Origin of the sequence: Saccharothrix sp. NRRL B-16348 (genome assembly GCF_001280085.1) — a bacterium.
Classification (GTDB): domain Bacteria; phylum Actinomycetota; class Actinomycetes; order Mycobacteriales; family Pseudonocardiaceae; genus Actinosynnema.
Window position 1 is genome coordinate 22,487 of sequence record NZ_LGED01000252.1, and the last position, 15,132, is coordinate 37,618.

General features: G+C 71.4%; 16 protein-coding genes and 2 riboswitches. Of the genes, 6 read left to right on the forward strand and 10 right to left on the reverse strand.

From position 1 onward, the window contains the following. Positions 1-88 precede the first annotated feature (88 nt). The 3 genes from ADK67_RS41310 (at position 89) to ADK67_RS41320 (ending at position 2,520) form a co-directional block, all read left to right on the forward strand. Positions 89-739: a hypothetical protein gene (locus tag ADK67_RS41310; RefSeq protein WP_053722049.1), complete on the forward strand. Its 651-nt coding sequence runs from the start codon at positions 89-91 to the stop codon at positions 737-739. A gap of 219 nt (positions 740-958) precedes the next feature. Continuing rightward, the gene (locus tag ADK67_RS41315) at positions 959-1,366 is read left to right on the forward strand and encodes a YciI family protein (RefSeq protein WP_053722050.1); all 408 of its coding nucleotides are present in this window, start codon (positions 959-961) and stop codon (positions 1,364-1,366) included. Positions 1,367-1,374: 8 nt separating this feature from the next. After that, positions 1,375-2,520: an RNA polymerase sigma factor gene (locus ADK67_RS41320; RefSeq protein WP_053722051.1), complete on the forward strand. Its 1,146-nt coding sequence runs from the start codon at positions 1,375-1,377 to the stop codon at positions 2,518-2,520. Positions 2,521-2,529: 9 nt separating this feature from the next. Here ADK67_RS41320 and ADK67_RS41325 read toward each other — a convergent pair whose 3' ends face one another. The 9 genes from ADK67_RS41325 to ADK67_RS41360 form a co-directional block, all read right to left on the reverse strand. Further along, complete coding sequence (locus tag ADK67_RS41325; RefSeq protein ID WP_053722052.1) at positions 2,530-3,135, reverse strand: malonic semialdehyde reductase; 606 nt, start codon at positions 3,133-3,135, stop codon at positions 2,530-2,532. Between the two features lie 79 nt (positions 3,136-3,214). Next, positions 3,215-4,480, reverse strand: a complete 1,266-nt coding sequence (gene glyA, locus ADK67_RS41330) for a serine hydroxymethyltransferase (RefSeq protein ID WP_053722053.1) — start codon at positions 4,478-4,480, stop codon at positions 3,215-3,217. A 14-nt stretch (positions 4,481-4,494) separates the two neighbouring features. Next, positions 4,495-5,595: a glycine cleavage system aminomethyltransferase GcvT gene (gene gcvT / locus ADK67_RS41335; RefSeq protein WP_053722054.1), complete on the reverse strand. Its 1,101-nt coding sequence runs from the start codon at positions 5,593-5,595 to the stop codon at positions 4,495-4,497. 128 nt (positions 5,596-5,723) lie between these two features. After that, a riboswitch (glycine riboswitch) is annotated at positions 5,724-5,818 on the reverse strand. A gap of 1 nt (position 5,819) precedes the next feature. Beyond that, positions 5,820-5,907: riboswitch (glycine riboswitch) on the reverse strand. 62 nt (positions 5,908-5,969) lie between these two features. Further along, positions 5,970-6,272: a DUF3817 domain-containing protein gene (locus ADK67_RS41340; protein ID WP_053722055.1), complete on the reverse strand. Its 303-nt coding sequence runs from the start codon at positions 6,270-6,272 to the stop codon at positions 5,970-5,972. A gap of 14 nt (positions 6,273-6,286) precedes the next feature. After that, the gene (locus tag ADK67_RS41345; protein WP_053722056.1) at positions 6,287-6,685 is read right to left on the reverse strand and encodes a hypothetical protein; all 399 of its coding nucleotides are present in this window, start codon (positions 6,683-6,685) and stop codon (positions 6,287-6,289) included. Between the two features lie 110 nt (positions 6,686-6,795). Further along, positions 6,796-7,284 carry a hypothetical protein gene (locus tag ADK67_RS41350; protein WP_053722057.1) on the reverse strand — a complete coding sequence of 163 codons (489 nt, stop codon included), beginning with the start codon at positions 7,282-7,284 and terminating at the stop codon, positions 6,796-6,798. 201 nt (positions 7,285-7,485) lie between these two features. Continuing rightward, entirely contained in the window at positions 7,486-7,647 is a 162-nt protein-coding gene (locus ADK67_RS53095) for a hypothetical protein (protein WP_170185260.1), read from the reverse strand. 452 nt (positions 7,648-8,099) lie between these two features. Next, positions 8,100-9,224, reverse strand: coding sequence for a CaiB/BaiF CoA transferase family protein (locus tag ADK67_RS41355; RefSeq protein ID WP_053722058.1), 1,125 nt, complete (start codon positions 9,222-9,224; stop codon positions 8,100-8,102). After that, positions 9,224-10,348: an acyl-CoA dehydrogenase family protein gene (locus tag ADK67_RS41360; RefSeq protein ID WP_442974240.1), complete on the reverse strand. Its 1,125-nt coding sequence runs from the start codon at positions 10,346-10,348 to the stop codon at positions 9,224-9,226. The genes ADK67_RS41355 and ADK67_RS41360 overlap by 1 nt, the downstream gene beginning before the upstream one ends. Before the next feature lie 128 nt (positions 10,349-10,476). Here ADK67_RS41360 and ADK67_RS41365 point away from each other — a divergent pair, with 128 nt between their 5' ends. From ADK67_RS41365 to ADK67_RS41375, 3 genes are read left to right on the forward strand one after another with little or no spacing between them, the layout of a single operon-like run. Then, positions 10,477-10,929 (forward strand): GNAT family N-acetyltransferase, encoded by a 453-nt coding sequence (locus ADK67_RS41365; protein WP_053722060.1) that lies wholly within the window; start codon positions 10,477-10,479, stop codon positions 10,927-10,929. Between the two features lie 56 nt (positions 10,930-10,985). Continuing rightward, positions 10,986-12,188 (forward strand): acetyl-CoA C-acetyltransferase, encoded by a 1,203-nt coding sequence (locus ADK67_RS41370; RefSeq protein WP_053722061.1) that lies wholly within the window; start codon positions 10,986-10,988, stop codon positions 12,186-12,188. Continuing rightward, on the forward strand, positions 12,188-14,251 hold the full coding sequence (locus ADK67_RS41375) for a 3-hydroxyacyl-CoA dehydrogenase NAD-binding domain-containing protein (protein WP_053722062.1): 2,064 nt from the start codon (positions 12,188-12,190) through the stop codon (positions 14,249-14,251). The genes ADK67_RS41370 and ADK67_RS41375 overlap by 1 nt, the downstream gene beginning before the upstream one ends. Before the next feature lie 207 nt (positions 14,252-14,458). On the opposite strand, the gene ADK67_RS41380 is transcribed toward ADK67_RS41375, so the two are convergent. Continuing rightward, the gene (locus ADK67_RS41380) at positions 14,459-14,980 is read right to left on the reverse strand and encodes a hypothetical protein (RefSeq protein WP_053722063.1); all 522 of its coding nucleotides are present in this window, start codon (positions 14,978-14,980) and stop codon (positions 14,459-14,461) included. Positions 14,981-15,132 lie beyond the last annotated feature (152 nt).

Below are 15,132 nucleotides of genomic sequence, written 5' to 3' on the forward strand. Positions count from 1 at the left end.
GGGCCGCGTCTTCGGCGTGGGCTGAACCGCGTCGCCGGGAGGGCCGTAGTCGTCGGTGGAGCGATTGACGGACCAAGGAGGAGTGAGTGTGATCCGACGAAACCGCATCGCCATCGCCGTCGCGGGTGGCATGGCCGCCGTGCTCGCGCTGGTCATGTGGACTTCCAACGCCACCGGCCTGCAGGGCAGGACGGTCGCGCAGACCGAGCAGGTCGGCGCCGCGGCCCAGGGCGACTACGGCGACGTTCAGGAGCCCTTGGCCCCTCCGACCAGCGAAGAGGCGGCGTCCGTCGAGGAGCCCGCCGCCGACGCGCCGGAGGGCCAGGCCGCGCCCGCGCCGTCCGGCCCGCAGGTCACGTTGGTCGGCAAGAGCGTGCCCAAGATGGGCGAGGTCGTGCAGGACGGCGACGGCCGCACGCTGTACCGGTTCGACAAGGACACGCCGGACCCGGCGAAGTCCAACTGCGAGGGTCAGTGCGCCGTGACGTGGCCTCCCGTGCTGTCCAACGGCACGCCGCAGCTGCAGGGCGTGGACCCGGCGCTCGTGTCGACGGTGAAGCGGGCCGACGGCACCGACCAGGTGACGCTCGACGGCTGGCCGCTCTACACGTACGCGAAGGACGAGGCGCCGGGCCAGTGGAAGGGCCAGGGTGTGGGCGGCACGTGGTTCGTGGTGCAGCCCAACGGCAAGCGCAACGTCGAGTGCCTGCCGCCGGGGGTGACGCCTCCCGCCGCGTAGACCACTGCGTCACGCCCTGATCCCCCGGCCTGGGGTTGGCCGGGGGATTTGGGCGTCGCACAGCGGGTACGCCAGGCGACCCGGCAATGAGGCCGCTGACCAGCCAGAATGGCCAAATCGAAAAAACTTCCGCCGGTGATGTCGAGAACCCGCGGCCGGCTCCGTCCCTGGGGTGAGAGCGACCAGAATGGGGTCGCACCGGCACCGAGGAGAACCACCATGGCCAAGTACCTGCTGCTCAAGCACTACCGCGGCGCCCCGAAGGCGGTCAACGACGTCCCCATGGACCAGTGGACGCCGCAGGAGATCACCGACCACGTCCGGTACATGGGCGACTTCGCGGCCCGGCTGGAGAAGACCGGCGAGTACGTCGACGGCCAGGCGCTCGCACCGGAGGGCACGTTCGTCCGGTACGACGGCGAGGGCCGCCCGCCCGTCACCGACGGCCCGTTCGCCGAGACCAAGGACCTGATCGCCGGGTGGATGGTGATCGACGTCGACAGCTACGAGCGCGCCGTCGAGCTGGCCGGCGAGCTGTCGGCCGCGCCGGGCGCCGGCGGCAAGCCCATCCACGAGTGGCTGGAGCTGCGCCCGTTCTACACCGAGCCGCCCACCATCACGGAGTGACGTCCCGAATGGACGAGCTCCTGCTCCGGAGCCTCACGCCGGGCGTGCTCGGCGTCCTCGTCCGCCGCGGAGCCGACTTCGCGGCGGCCGAGGACGCCGTGCAGGACGCGCTGGTGGAGGCGGTCCGCGTCTGGCCGGACGACCCGCCGCGGGACCCGAAGGGCTGGCTGGTCACGGTGGCGTGGCGCCGGTTCCTCGACGCGAGCCGCGCGGACGCGGCCCGCCGCCGGCGTGAGGACGTCGTCGACGAGGAGCCGGCGCCGGGGCCCGCGCCCGCGGTGGACGACACGCTCCAGCTCTACTTCCTGTGCGCCCACCCGTCGCTGACGGCGTCGTCGGCGGTCGCGCTCACGCTGCGCGCCGTCGGCGGGCTGACCACCCGCCAGATCGCCCAGGCGTACCTGGTGCCCGAGGCGACCATGGCGCAGCGGATCAGCCGGGCCAAGCGCACCGTCTCCGGCGTGCGGTTCGACCAGCCCGGCGACGTCGCCACCGTGCTGCGGGTGCTCTACCTGGTCTTCAACGAGGGCTACTCCGGGGACGTCGACCTCGCCGTCGAGGCCATCCGGCTCACCCGGCAGCTCGCGGCGGCGATCGACCACCCGGAGGTGGCGGGGCTGCTCGCCCTCATGCTGCTCCACCACGCCCGGCGCGCGGCCCGGACCGCGCCGGACGGCAGCCTGGTGCCGCTCGCCCGGCAGGACCGCGGCCGGTGGGACACGCGGGCGATCGCCGAGGGCGTCGAGATCCTGCAGGCGGCGCTGGCCCGGGACCGGCTGGGCGAGTTCCAGGCGCAGGCCGCCATCGCGGCGCTGCACGCCGACGCGCCGACCGCCGAGGAGACCGACTGGGTGCAGATCGTCGAGTGGTACGACGAGCTGGCGCGGCTGACCGACAGCCCGGTCGTCCGGCTCAACCGCGCGGTCGCGGTCGGCGAGGCGGACGGGCCGCGGGCCGGCCTGGCGGCGCTCGCGGCGCTGGACGACTCGCTGCCCCGGCACACCGCGGTGGCGGCGTACCTGCACGAGCGCGACGGCGACCTGGAGAAGGCGGCGAAGCTGTACGCGGAGGCGGCGGGTCAGGCGAGCAACCTCGCCGAGGTCGCCCACCTGACCCGCCAGGCCGCCCGGCTCAACGCCCTGCGGTCCCGCTGACGTGCCGCGTCAGAGGGTGCGGACGGCGTCGGCGAAGTCCAGGCGCGGGTTGCGCGGGTGGGTGCCGGCGTGGTCCGGGTGGCCGATGTTGACGATCACCAGCGGCAGCTGGTTGGTGTCGGCGAAGAACTCGGCGCGCACGCCCTCGGCGTCGAAGCCGCTCATCGGTCCCGCGGCGAGGCCGGCCGCGCGGACGCCGACGATGAAGTAGCCGACCTGGAGCAGCGCGCTCGTCTTCGCCGCCTCGGTGCGCATCGCGTCGTCCGCGAACGCCGCCTTCGCGCCCGGGAAGTGCGGGAACGTCGTGGCCAGGCGCTCGTGGAAGTCGGTGTCGGCGGCCAGGATCGCGGTCACCGGCGCGGCCACCGTTTTGGCCCGGTTGTTGCCCGCCATGTGCGGCGCGAGGCGTGCCTTGGCCTCCTCGCCGCGGACGAACAGCACGCGCAGCGGCTGGCTGTTCATCGCGGTCGGACCCCACTTCACGAGGTCGTAGACGGCGCGGAGCTGGTCGTCGGTCACCGGTTCGTCGGTGAACGCGTTCGCCGTGCGCGCCTCCCGGAACAGCAGGTCCTGTGCTTCACGCGGGAGCGCCAACGTGTCGAGGGTCGCGGTCATGGTGCCTCTTTCGGTTGTCCCGTACGCGGGTTGCGCACGGGACAACCTCCAGTAACCGCGAGCTATTTCGTGTCGCTGTTCACAGCGTCGGGTACAGCGGGTGCTTGGCGGCCAGCACCTCGACCCGCGCCCGCAGCTCCGCCAGGTCCGGCGAGGGCTGCAACGCCGCCGCGATGACGTCCGACACCTCGGCGAAGTCGGCCGCGCCGAACCCGCGCGTGGCGAGCGCCGGCGTGCCGATGCGCAGGCCGGAGGTCACCATCGGCGGGCGCGGGTCGTTCGGCACCGCGTTGCGGTTGACCGTGATGCCCACCTCGTGCAGCCGGTCCTCGGCCTGCTTGCCGTCCAGCTCGGACGCCACCAGGTCCACCAGGACGAGGTGCACGTCCGTGCCGCCAGTGAGCACCTTCACACCCGCCGCCACCGTGTCGGGCTTCGACAGCCGCTCGGCGAGGATCTTCGCGCCCTCGACCGTGCGCCGCTGGCGGTCGGCGAACTCGGGCGACGCGGCGTGCTTGAACGCCACCGCCTTGCCCGCGATCACGTGCTCCAGCGGGCCGCCCTGCTGACCGGGGAACACCGCCGAGTTGATCTTCTTCGCCAGGTCGGCCTCGTTGGTCAGGATCACGCCGCCGCGCGGTCCGCCGAGGGTCTTGTGCGTGGTCGTGGTCACGACGTGCGCGTGCGGCACGGGGCTCGGGTGCAGGCCCGCCGCCACCAGGCCGGCGAAGTGCGCCATGTCCACCATCAGGTACGCGTCCACCGAGTCGGCGATCCGGCGGAACTCCGCGAAGTCCAGCTGACGCGGGTACGCCGACCAGCCGGCCACGATCAGCTTCGGCTTGTGCTCGGCCGCCAGCCGCTCCACCTCGGCCATGTCGACCCGGCCGTCGGTGTCCGACACGTGGTAGGGCACCACGTTGTAGAGCTTGCCGGAGAAGTTGATCCGCATGCCGTGGGTGAGGTGGCCGCCGTGCGCGAGGTCGAGGCCCAGGATCGTGTCGCCCGGCTGGAGCAGGGCGAACATCGCGCACGCGTTGGCCTGCGCGCCCGAGTGCGGCTGCACGTTCGCGAACCCGGCGCCGAACAGCGCCTTGACCCGCTCGATCGCCAGCCGCTCGATCACGTCGACGTGCTCGCAGCCGCCGTAGTAGCGCCGGCCGGGGTAGCCCTCGGCGTACTTGTTCGTCAGCACCGACCCCTGCGCCTGCAGCACCGACACCGGCGTGAAGTTCTCCGAGGCGATCATCTCCAGCGTGCTCTGCTGCCGGTGCAGCTCGGCGGCGACGGCGTTCGCGACCTCCGGGTCGAACTCCGCCAGGGAGGTGTTGAAGTGCTCGGACATGTGTGGGGTCTCCCTTACGAGGTGCGCTTGTAGAACGGCAGTGCGACGACTTCGACCGGCTCGTGCTTGCCGCGGACGTCCACCGAGAGCTGCGTGCCGGGCTCCGTGTTGCCGACGGTCACGTACGCCATCGCCACCGAGTAGCCCAGCGTCGGCGACAACGCGCCGCTGGTCACCTCGCCGATCCGGGCGCCCGAGGCGTCCAGCACCGGGTAGCCGTGGCGCGGCGCGCGGCGCGAGGCGGTCTTGAGGCCGACGAGCACCTGGTCCACGCCCCGCTCGGCGGCGGCGGCCAGCGCGTCGCGGCCGACGAAGTCGCCCGGCTTGTCCAGCTTCACCACCCGGCCGAGGTTCGCCTGGAACGGCGTGCGGTCCCGGCCGAGCTCGTTGCCGTACAGCGGCATGCCCGCCTCCAGCCGCAGCGTGTCGCGGCAGCCGAGGCCGGCGGGCTTGAGGTCGTGCGGCGCGCCCGCCTCCAGCAGTGCCTGCCAGACGTGCGCGGCGTCGTCCGGCGCGACGAACAGCTCGAACCCGTCCTCGCCGGTGTAGCCGGTGCGTGCCAGCAGCACCGGCTTGCCCGCGACCTCGGTCGGGTACGACGCGTAGTACTTCACCGTGCCCAGGTCGGTCGGCGTGAGGCCGGCGAGGATGGCGGTGGCCTTCGGGCCCTGCACGGCGAGCAGCGCGTAGTCGGTCGACTTGTCGGCGACGGTCGTGTCGAAGCCCTTGGCCCGCTCGACCAGCGCCTCGTGCACGACGGCGGCGTTCGAGGCGTTGGCCACGACGAGGTACTCGGCGTCGCCGGTGCGGTACACGATCAGGTCGTCGATGACGCCGCCGTCGGCCTCGCAGATCATCGTGTACCGGGCGCGGCCGACGCCGATCGCGGACGCGTGGCCCACCAGGGCGTGGTCGAGCGCGGCGCCCGCCTCCGGGCCGGTGAGCACGATCTCACCCATGTGGGTCAGGTCGAACAGACCCGCCGACGTGCGCACCGCGTGGTGCTCGGCCAGCTCGCTGTCGTAGCGCAGCGGCATCCGCCAGCCCGCGAAGTCGGTGAACATGGCGCCCAGCGCCTCGTGCTCGGCGTGCAGGGGCGTGCGGCGGCTTTCCATCAGGCGGGTCCTCCCTGGGTGCGGACATGCCGAAGGGCCGACCGGTCGGGTCGACGGGCGGGCATGGCCGGCGGCTTCACGAGCGAAAGGATGACACGGTCCATCGGAGACTCCTCGTCGAGTGAGCCTCCCCCTCTGCCATGAGCCTGAGAGCTTCGCCGCCGGGTGAGGGCGGCTTGCACCGTGGGCGAGGCGCACCGGGTGCGCCTGCTTTCCAGAGTTGCCTTCGTCGCGCGGTACCTGGGCCTGAGAGATTCCGGGGAGGAGTTGCTCCTTCGGCGCCCCGCTGGGGGACTCTCCCGCGCGACATCGACGGCCGTGTTCAGTTGGTACCGCCAGACGCTAGGGTGCCCGACGTGCCTGGTCAACTCCGGTCACAGGCTCTTCTCGGCCCGGACGCTCTCGACCACCTTGCGCTCGGCGTAGAACGACACGAACGGGATCGTGCCCGCGAGCAGCACCAGCACCGTGCCCTTGATCGACCAGCGGGCCTTGAGGGCGAGGTCGACGGTGATCACCAGGTACACCGCGTACAGGAAGCCGTGGATCGGGCCGACGACCTGCATCATGCCCGCCGAGTCGCCCGCATACTTGGCGATCATCGCGAGCACGAGCAGCAGCAGGCCGACACCGACCACGTAAGCCATGAACCGGAACCTGGTCAACGCGCCGCTCATCGCCCTACCTTCGCTCACCGCTGGTCCCGCGCGTTGAGTTCGGCGAGCATGCGGTTGTAGGCCGCGAGCTCTTCGTCCTCGTCGTCCCGCACGGGTGCTCTGACGGGCTCAACGGTAACGACCGGCCGCGACGGCGCGGCCACCGGCTCCGGCGCGGCCTCGGTGGCGACGTCCGTCGTCCCGGCGGCGGCCTCGGCCTTGCGGCGGGCGTCCAGCCTGCGGATGCGCCACACCATGAACGCGGGGAAGAGGCCGAACAGCGGCCACTGGAAGACGTACCCGAGGTTCTGGAACGTGCCACCGGCCTCGGAGAACCGCTCCCACTGCCAGTAGGCCAGGCCGCAGCACACGACCAGCGACGCCAGGCAGACGGCCGCGATGGACAGCCGCTGGGGGGTGATGAGGCCTCGCACGCCTCAAGAGTACTTCGTGCGTCGCACGAGGCTGGGGCTCCCCGCACGGGAGCCCGCACCTCGAAGGTAAGGGCTCCTCGACCTCAGGAGCCCGCCCCGACTCGTCGGACCTAGGCCACGCCGTCCCGGCGTTGCCTCTGCAGCCTGGCCACGCACCAAGCCGCCGCGCTGCCCCGACGCAGGTGCTGGAGCACCGTCATCGGGCCGAGGCGACGACCGAGGTCGGCGGGCGTGAGCCCGGCCGCCCGGTAGTCCAGAGCGCGCTGGTCCAACGGGCTGATGCCCGCGTCCCACCACTGCTCCGCCTCGGACAGGTCGCCCACCAACTGCCAGTAGCTGGCGGCCGCGGCGAGCAGGGGCTCGGGCACCTCGGGCGCCCGCTTCCGCATCGCCGCCACGTACGCCGGATCCGCGGACTCGACCTTCACGAGGCCGCGGGGACCGCCATTCGCCCGCTGCACCGGGATCCCCGGAGCGGACGGCGGGGCTTCCGCGAGCCACGCGTCCTTGATCCGGTTCACCTCCTGCAGCTCGGCGTCGTCCGAGCGCTCAGCCGCCCACTGCCGCAACAGCTCGTCGACTCCGGAGTCCTCGACCATTCTGCCTCCTCATCGGTCGAAGATCAGCCAATGCGACGCACCGTATTAGCGGGTACCGACAACCGCTAGACCCTGGTTTGTCTAAAACCCTGTTACCAGGGCGTTATAGCCCTCATTCCACCCGTACGGTGCAACGTTCGGGACGCGAAGTCACCGATCGTGACCGCATTGAGCGGAGTCGACGGGGCTGCGGAGAGTGCTCTAGGCGAACAGGCTGCGGACGAAGGTGATGATCGACTCGGCGCCGGACTGGAGCCACCCGACCGCGGTCCGCACCGCCTCGGCGGACTCGTTCGGCTGGGTGATCAGGAGGAACAGCACCAGCGCGACCGCCGCCAGCGTCACCACCTTCTTGACGTTCACTGATCGGTCTCCGTCCGTATCACAGGGCAGGGCGGCCGAGCGCCGCTCCGGTCGTGTCAACGGCCATGGTCCCTCATTCACCCGGATGATGACGATCGAACCCGCCGGCATCCCTCGACCGGTCGCGTGAACACCACGCAACCACGCCTGGAACACCCGGAGCGTCACCCGAACGGACGATCAAGGGGACCGGTGGTCCCGCCGATCACCAAGGTACGGGCCACTCGCCCACCCCCCTGGCACGACACCGAGGTTCTTCCGACACTGCCACCTCTGCACAGCCCATCACCCGATTGCGCCGACGCACGCACCGAGCGTGACAAAGGCCGATGTCGGCTGCCACTCAATTCCGGTACCCCTTCAGGTGATTTCCGGCGCCCTTTTCCGGCCCGATCGGGTCCTCGGCCGATCACCGGGTCCGGCCTCGGCCGGGCACGCCCGGCCGACCGCGCTCAGCCGATCACACCGGCCCGCCGCAACCCGGCGATCTCGTCCTCGCCCAGCCCCAGCCCGGCCAGCACCTCGACCGTGTGCTCGCCGACCGCGGGCGGTGGGCCCGGCGCGACCGCGGGCGTCCGCCCGAACCGCGGCGCGGGCGCGGGCTGCGCCACCCCGTCCACCTCGACGAACGTGCCCCGCTCGACGTTGTGGGCGTGCTTCGGCGCCTCACCGGGCGCCAGCACGGGCGCGAGGCACGCGTCGGTCCCCTCCGCGAGCGCGGCCCACTCGTCCCTGGTCCGGGTGGCCACCGCGGCGGCGATGCGGGCGCGCAGCTCCGGCCAGTTCGCCGGGTCGTGCCGCCCGGGCAGCCCGGCGTCGGCCAGCCCGAGCACGACCAGCAGCTCGTCGTAGAACTTCTCCTCCAGCGCCCCGACGCTGACGAACCGGCCGTCGGCCGCCTCGTACACGTCGTAGAACGGCGCGCCGCCGTCCAGCAGGTTCGTGCCCCGCGCGCCCGACCAGGCGCCGACCGACGACATCCCGTGCAGGAACGTGGTCAGCAGCGCCGCGCCGTCGACCATGGCCGCGTCCACCACCTGCCCACGCCCGGACCGCTCCCGCTCGTACAGCGCGGCCAGCACGCCCAGCGCCAGCAGCAGCCCGCCACCGCCGAAGTCGCCGACGACGTTGAGCGGCACCGTCGGCGGCGCGCCCGCCCGGCCGATCGGCTCCAGCGCGCCCGCCACCGCGATGTAGTTGATGTCGTGCCCGGCGCGGTCGGCCAGCGGCCCGTCCTGCCCCCAGCCGGTCATCCGCCCGTAGACCAGCCGCGGGTTGCGGGCCAGGCACTGCGCCGGGCCGATGCCGAGCCGTTCGGTCACGCCGGGCCGGAAGCCCTCGACGAGCACGTCCGACTCCGCGACCAGGCGCAGCACCAGCTCGGCGCCCTCGGGCCGGCGGATGTCCAGGCCGATCGAACGCCGGCCGCGACCGAGCAACGGCACTTCCGTGCCGCCGCCGACGCGGTCCACCCGCACCACGGACGCGCCGAGGTCGGCCAGCACCATGCAGCCGAACGGCCCGGGCGCGAGGCCCGCCAGCTCGACGACCTTCAACCCCTCCAGCGGCCCCGGCACTAGAGCGACCTCGCGATGATTTCCTTCATGATCTCGTTCGTCCCGCCGTAGATCTTCTGCACGCGCGCGTCGGCCCACGCGCGGGCGATCGGGTACTCGGCCATGTAGCCGTAGCCGCCGAACAGCTGCACGCACTCGTCCACCACCTGGCACAGCCGCTCGGTGGCCCACCACTTCGCCATCGCCGCGGTGGGCACGTCCAGGCGGCCCGCCAGGTGGTCCTGCACGCACTCGTCCACGAAAGCCCTGGTCACGCGGGCTTCGGTGGCGCACTCGGCGAGCTTGAACCTGGTGTTCTGGAACTTGATCAGCTCCCGGCCGAACGCCGTGCGGTCCTTGACGTAGGCCAGCGTGAGGTCCACCGCCGCCTCGATGCCCGCGACCGACGCCACCGCGATGATCAGCCGTTCCTGGGGCAGCTGCTGCATCAGCTGGATGAACCCCTGGCCCTCGCCGGTGCCGAGCAGGTTCGCGGCGGGCACGCGGACGTCGTCGAAGAACAGCTCGGCGGTGTCCTGGCCGTGCATCCCGATCTTGTCCAGCACCCGGCCGCGGCGGAAGCCCGACGCCTGCGCGGTCTCCACGACCAGCAGCGAGATGCCCGTCGCGCCCTGGCTGGGGTCGGTCTTGGCGACCACGACCACCAGGTCGGCCTGCGCGCCGTTGGTGATGAACGTCTTCGAGCCCGACAGCACGTACTCGTCGCCGCGCCGCAGCGCCCGCGTCTTGATGTTCTGCAGGTCGGAGCCGCCGCCGGGCTCGGACATGGCGATCGCGCCGACGTACTCGCCGGACGCCATCTTCGGCAGCCAGCGCTGCTTCTGCTCTTCGGTGCCGTAGGCGTTGATGTAGTGGGCGACGATCCCGCTGTGCACGCTGTTGCCCCACGCGGTGTCGCCGCACCGGGCCTGCTCCTCCAGCAGCACGGCCTCGTGCGCGAACGTGCCTCCGCCGCCGCCGTACTCCTCGGGGATGGACAGGCAGAGCAGGCCGACCTCGCCCGCCTTGGTCCAGAAGTCCCGGTCCACCTGCTTCTGCGCGGCCCAGCGCTCCTGGTGCGGGACCGCTTCCCTCTCGAAGAACGTGCGGGCCAGCTTGCGCAACTGGTCCAGGTCCTCGGTCATCCATGCGGAACGGCGAGTTGGCATGCCTCGACGTTCCCACCGGCCGGCCCGCGCCGCCATGACCGCAGCGCGCCAGGTGCGGAGTGATCGTGAGCGCAAATGTCAGTGTTCTGCGGAACACTGGAGGCATGCGACTCCGGCGGCTCGGGCCCGAGGACTGGGCGACCTGGCGTGACATCCGGCTGACGGCGCTGCGCAGCGATCCCGAGGCGTTCGGCTCGACGTTGGCGTTGGAGCAGCGGTACGACGAGGCGCGGTGGCGGGAGCGGTTGGAGCCGCGGCACGGGGTGAAGGTCGTCGCGGAGGCACCGGAGCCGATCGGGCTCGTGGCCGGTGTGCCCCACGAAGCGAACACGGACGTGTTGTACCTGTACTCCATGTGGGTCAAGCCGGAGTTCCGGCGGCGCGGCGTCGGCGAGGCGCTGGTCGGCGACGTGCTGGCGTGGGCGCGCGAGCACGGGTGGGCGCGGGTGCGGTTGCGCGTGTTCAGGGACAACGAGACTGCCCGGCGGCTGTACGCGCGGCTGGGGTTCGTCGGCGACGGCGAGATCATGGACCGCCCGCTCGCGCCGGTGAGCTAATAAGTCACCTCGGCAGGTCATGGGCAACCGCGGCCGTTCTCCCTACCGTGGAGTACATGAGCGAAGCCTTGATCTTCGACGCGGTGCGCACACCGCGTGGCAGGGGAAAGCGCGGATCGCTGCACAGCGTCAAGCCGATCACCCTGGCATCCGGGGTGCTCGCGGCGCTGGCGCGGCGCAACGACCTCGACACGTCCGCGGTGGACGACGTGGTGTTCGGCGTCGTGTCGCCGGTCGGCGAGCAGGGCGCGGACATCGCCCGCACGGCGGTGCTGGCGGCCGGGTGGGACCTGCGGCCGGCGGGCATGCAGCTCAACCGGTTCTGCGCGTCCGGCCTGGAGTCGGTGAACCTCGCCGCGGCCAAGGTCGCGTCCGGGTTCGAGGACCTGGTGGTCGCGGGCGGCGTCGAGTCGATGTCACGGGTGCCGATGGGCTCGGACGGCGGCGCGTGGATGGCCGACCCGGAGACCAACATGGCGGTCAACTTCGTGCCGCAGGGCGTGAGCGCGGACCTCATCGCCACGCTGGAGGGGTTCAGCCGCGAGGACGTGGACGCGTTCGCGCTGCGCTCGCAGCAGCGGGCCACGCTGGCGCGGGACAAGGGGTACTTCGACCGGTCGCTGGTGGCCGTGGTCGACCAGAACGGCTCGGTCGTGCTCGACCACGACGAGGCGATCCGCCCCGAGACCACGCTGGACGCGCTCGGCAAGCTCAAGCCGAGCTTCGCGTTCCACGGCGAGCTGGGCTTCGACGCCGTCGCCATCGACCGGTACCCGACCGTCGAGCGCATCGACCACGTCCACACGCCGGGCAACTCGTCGCAGATCGTGGACGGCGCGGCGGCGATGCTGATCGGCAACGAGCGCACCGGCCGTGAACTGGGCCTGACGCCGCGCGCGCGGATCATCGCCACCGCGATCATCGGCTCCGAGCCCACGATCATGCTGACCGGTCCGGCGCCGGCCGCGCGCAAGGCGCTGGACAAGGCCAGGCTGACCGTCGAGGACATCGACCTGTTCGAGATCAACGAGGCGTTCTCGTCGGTGGTGCTGAAGTTCCAGCGGGAACTGGACCTGCCCGACGAGAAGGTCAACGTCAACGGCGGCGCGATCGCGATGGGCCACCCGCTCGGCGCGACCGGCTGCATGATCCTCGGCACCCTGCTCGACGAGCTGGAGCGCCGGGACCTGCGGCGCGGTCTGGCCACGCTGTGCGTCGGCGGCGGCATGGGCATCGCGACGATCATCGAGAGGGTCTGATGGCTATCCACTTCGAGCGGGACGACGAGGGCGTCGTCACCCTCACGATGGACATGTCCGGTTCGGCGAACGTGATGAACGCCGAGTACCACCAGGACATGGGCGAGGCGGTCGCGCGACTGGAGGCGGAGCGCGACGACATCACGGGCGTGGTGCTCACGTCGGCCAAGAAGACGTTCTTCGCCGGTGGCGACCTGAACCTGCTGATCACGATCACGCCGGAGAACGCGGCCGAGGCGCTCGGGTTCCTGGAGGAGATCAAGGGCCAGCTGCGGCGGCTGGAGCTGCTGGGCAAGCCCGTCGTCGCGGCGATCAACGGCAGCGCGCTCGGCGGCGGCCTGGAGATCGCGCTGGCGTGCCACCACCGGGTGGTCCTGGACGACGACAAGATCAAGCTCGGGTTGCCGGAGGCGACGCTGGGCCTGCTGCCCGGCGGTGGCGGCGTGACCCGGATGGTGCGGCTGCTCGGCGTGCAGCCCGCGTTGCCGCTGCTGATGGAGGGCAAGCAGCTGCGGCCGGCGCGGGCGTTGCAGGCCGGGATCGTGCACGAGCTGGCGTCGTCGCGCGAGGAGCTGATCGCCAAGGCGCGCGCGTGGATCAAGGCGAACCCGGCGCCGCAGCAGCCGTGGGACAAGCCGGGGTACGCCGTGCCGGACGTGCGGGTGGGCGACCCGAACCTGTACGGCCTGCTCGCCGCCGCGCCCGCCGTGCTGCGGAAGAAGACGCACGGCGTGTACCCGGCGCCGGAGAAGGTCCTGGCCGCCGCGGTCGAGGGCGCGCTGGTGGACTTCGACACGGCGTTGAAGATCGAGGCGCGCTACTTCGTGGAGCTGGCCGCGGGTCAGGTCTCGAAGAACATGATCAGCACGTTCTGGTTCCAGCTGAACGAGATCAACGCGGGCAGGTCGCGGCCGTCCGGGGTCGAGCGGTCGAAGGTGGCCAAGGTCGGCGTGCTCGGCGCGGGCATGATGGGCGCGGGCATCGCCGAGGTCAGCGCCAAGGCCGGGATCGAGGTCGTGCTGAAGGACGTGACGCTGGAGGCGGCCCGGCGCGGCGCCGGTGACACGCCGGGCATCACGCCGACCGACTCCGACGCCGACCTCGCGGGCTGCGACCTCGTGATCGAGGCGGTGTTCGAGAACCGCGAGCTGAAGAACAAGGTGCTGCCGGCGGCCGAGGCCGCGGCGCTGCCGGACGCGGTGATCGCGTCGAACACGTCGACGTTGCCGATCACCGGGCTGTCGTCGGCGCTGGGCGACCCCTCGCGGTTCATCGGGCTGCACTTCTTCTCGCCGGTGCCGAAGATGCGGCTGGTGGAGATCATCCGCGGGGAGAAGACGTCGGACGAGACGTTGGCGCGGGCGTTCGACTACGTGCTGCGGATCGGGAAGACGCCGATCGTGGTGAACGACAGCCGGGGCTTCTACACGTCGCGGACGTTCGGCACCTACGTCACCGAGGCCGTGTCGATGGTGGCGGAGGGCGTGTCGCCGGCGTTGATCGAGAACGTGGCCCGGCGGGCGGGCATGGCCGTGGGGCCGCTGGCGGTGTCGGACGAGGTGACGTTGACGCTGCAGCTGAAGATCCGCGACCAGACGTTGGCCGACGACCCTTCGGTGGCGGGCGCGCTGGGCGACCACCCGGCGTTCCGCGTGCTGGAGGAGCTGGTCGCGGAGGGGCGCACGGGCAAGTCCGGTGGGGCCGGGTTCTACGAGTACCCCGAAGGTGGGAAGAAGTCCCTGTGGCCGGGGCTGGCGCGGTACGCGCGGGCCGACGCGGGCGTGACGGAGCAGGACGTCGAGGACCGGTTGCTGTTCATCCAGTCGTTGGAGACGGTGCGGTGCCTGGACGAGGGCGTGCTGACGTCGATCGGTGACGCGAACGTGGGCTCCGTGTTCGGGTTCGGCTTCGCGCCGTGGAGCGGCGGCACGGTCCAGTTCATCAACTCCTACGGCTTGACGGAGTTCGTGGAGCGCGCCGACTACCTGGCCGACACCTACGGCGAGCGCTTCCGCCCACCGGCCTCCCTCCGCGACCGCGCCACCCGCAACGCCAAGTTCTGACCCCCGCGAGAGTCCTACGTCCAGACGTCGAGAGTCCTACGTTCACGTCGCGCGTGTCCTACGTTCAGAACGCGCGTGTCCTACGTTCGCGTACCCCGAGTTCAACGCTCAGAACAAGATCGTTTGTTCTGAGCGTTGAACTCGGGGGTCCTGAACGTAGGACACGGTGGTTCTGAACGTAGGACACGCGCGTGCTGACCGTAGGACTCACGGGATCAAGGGGTCGTAGGGCTCGTTCTCGGGGGTGAAGACGAGGACGAAGTCCTTGCCGAGGCCGGTGGCGACCTCGTGGAGGCGGGTCAGGACTTCGGCTTCGGTCGGGAGGTCCAAGCCGAGAGCGGCGGCTGCGCGGTCACGTCGAGCGACCATGTCCGGGATGTCCCGCAGGTAGTCGGCGGAGGCCGCGGCGCTCTGTTCCGCGGTGAACGCCGGGCAGTCCCGCCACCACGGCGCGACCAGCAGTAGCCGCAGCAGCTCCGGCAGGCCGATCGCGACCAGGGACGCGCGCCCTTCCGAGTCCGCGTACAGGACCGGACGTTCCTCGCCACCGGCACCGCAGAAGAAGTACGTCCCCCCTGCTCCCTCGCCCGCGAAGCCCTCCAACGCCGCGCCGGACGCGAGGTGGACTTCCTCGACGTGGTCCGCCCGATCGAGTTCGAAGTCGCCCGGCCAGTTCAAGAACCGGGCGACCCCGTCGTCTTCGGCGATGACGGTGAGCAGCGATCGCACGTTCAGCCTCCCTGAGTGTCGGGCTCAGGATGCCTGAGCGTTCAACTCGGGTGTTCTGAACGTAGGACACGCGTGTTCTGAACGTAGGACACGCGCGACGCGAACGTAGGACTCTCGCGGGGTGAAGGTAGGACTCTCGCGGGGGTCAGGCG

Coding starts and splice junctions, on each gene's coding strand:
- ADK67_RS41370 (WP_053722061.1), top strand. CDS start 10,986: ATGAGCGAAGCCTTGATCTTCGACGCGGTGCGCACACCGCGTGGCAGG.
- ADK67_RS41325 (WP_053722052.1), bottom strand. CDS start 3,135: ATGACCGCGACCCTCGACACGTTGGCGCTCCCGCGTGAAGCACAGGAC.
- gcvT (WP_053722054.1), bottom strand. CDS start 5,595: ATGGAAAGCCGCCGCACGCCCCTGCACGCCGAGCACGAGGCGCTGGGC.
- ADK67_RS41365 (WP_053722060.1), top strand. CDS start 10,477: ATGCGACTCCGGCGGCTCGGGCCCGAGGACTGGGCGACCTGGCGTGAC.
- ADK67_RS41360 (WP_442974240.1), bottom strand. CDS start 10,348: ATGACCGAGGACCTGGACCAGTTGCGCAAGCTGGCCCGCACGTTCTTC.
- ADK67_RS41315 (WP_053722050.1), top strand. CDS start 959: ATGGCCAAGTACCTGCTGCTCAAGCACTACCGCGGCGCCCCGAAGGCG.
- ADK67_RS41320 (WP_053722051.1), top strand. CDS start 1,375: ATGGACGAGCTCCTGCTCCGGAGCCTCACGCCGGGCGTGCTCGGCGTC.
- ADK67_RS41350 (WP_053722057.1), bottom strand. CDS start 7,284: ATGGTCGAGGACTCCGGAGTCGACGAGCTGTTGCGGCAGTGGGCGGCT.
- glyA (WP_053722053.1), bottom strand. CDS start 4,480: ATGTCCGAGCACTTCAACACCTCCCTGGCGGAGTTCGACCCGGAGGTC.
- ADK67_RS41340 (WP_053722055.1), bottom strand. CDS start 6,272: ATGAGCGGCGCGTTGACCAGGTTCCGGTTCATGGCTTACGTGGTCGGT.
- ADK67_RS41375 (WP_053722062.1), top strand. CDS start 12,188: ATGGCTATCCACTTCGAGCGGGACGACGAGGGCGTCGTCACCCTCACG.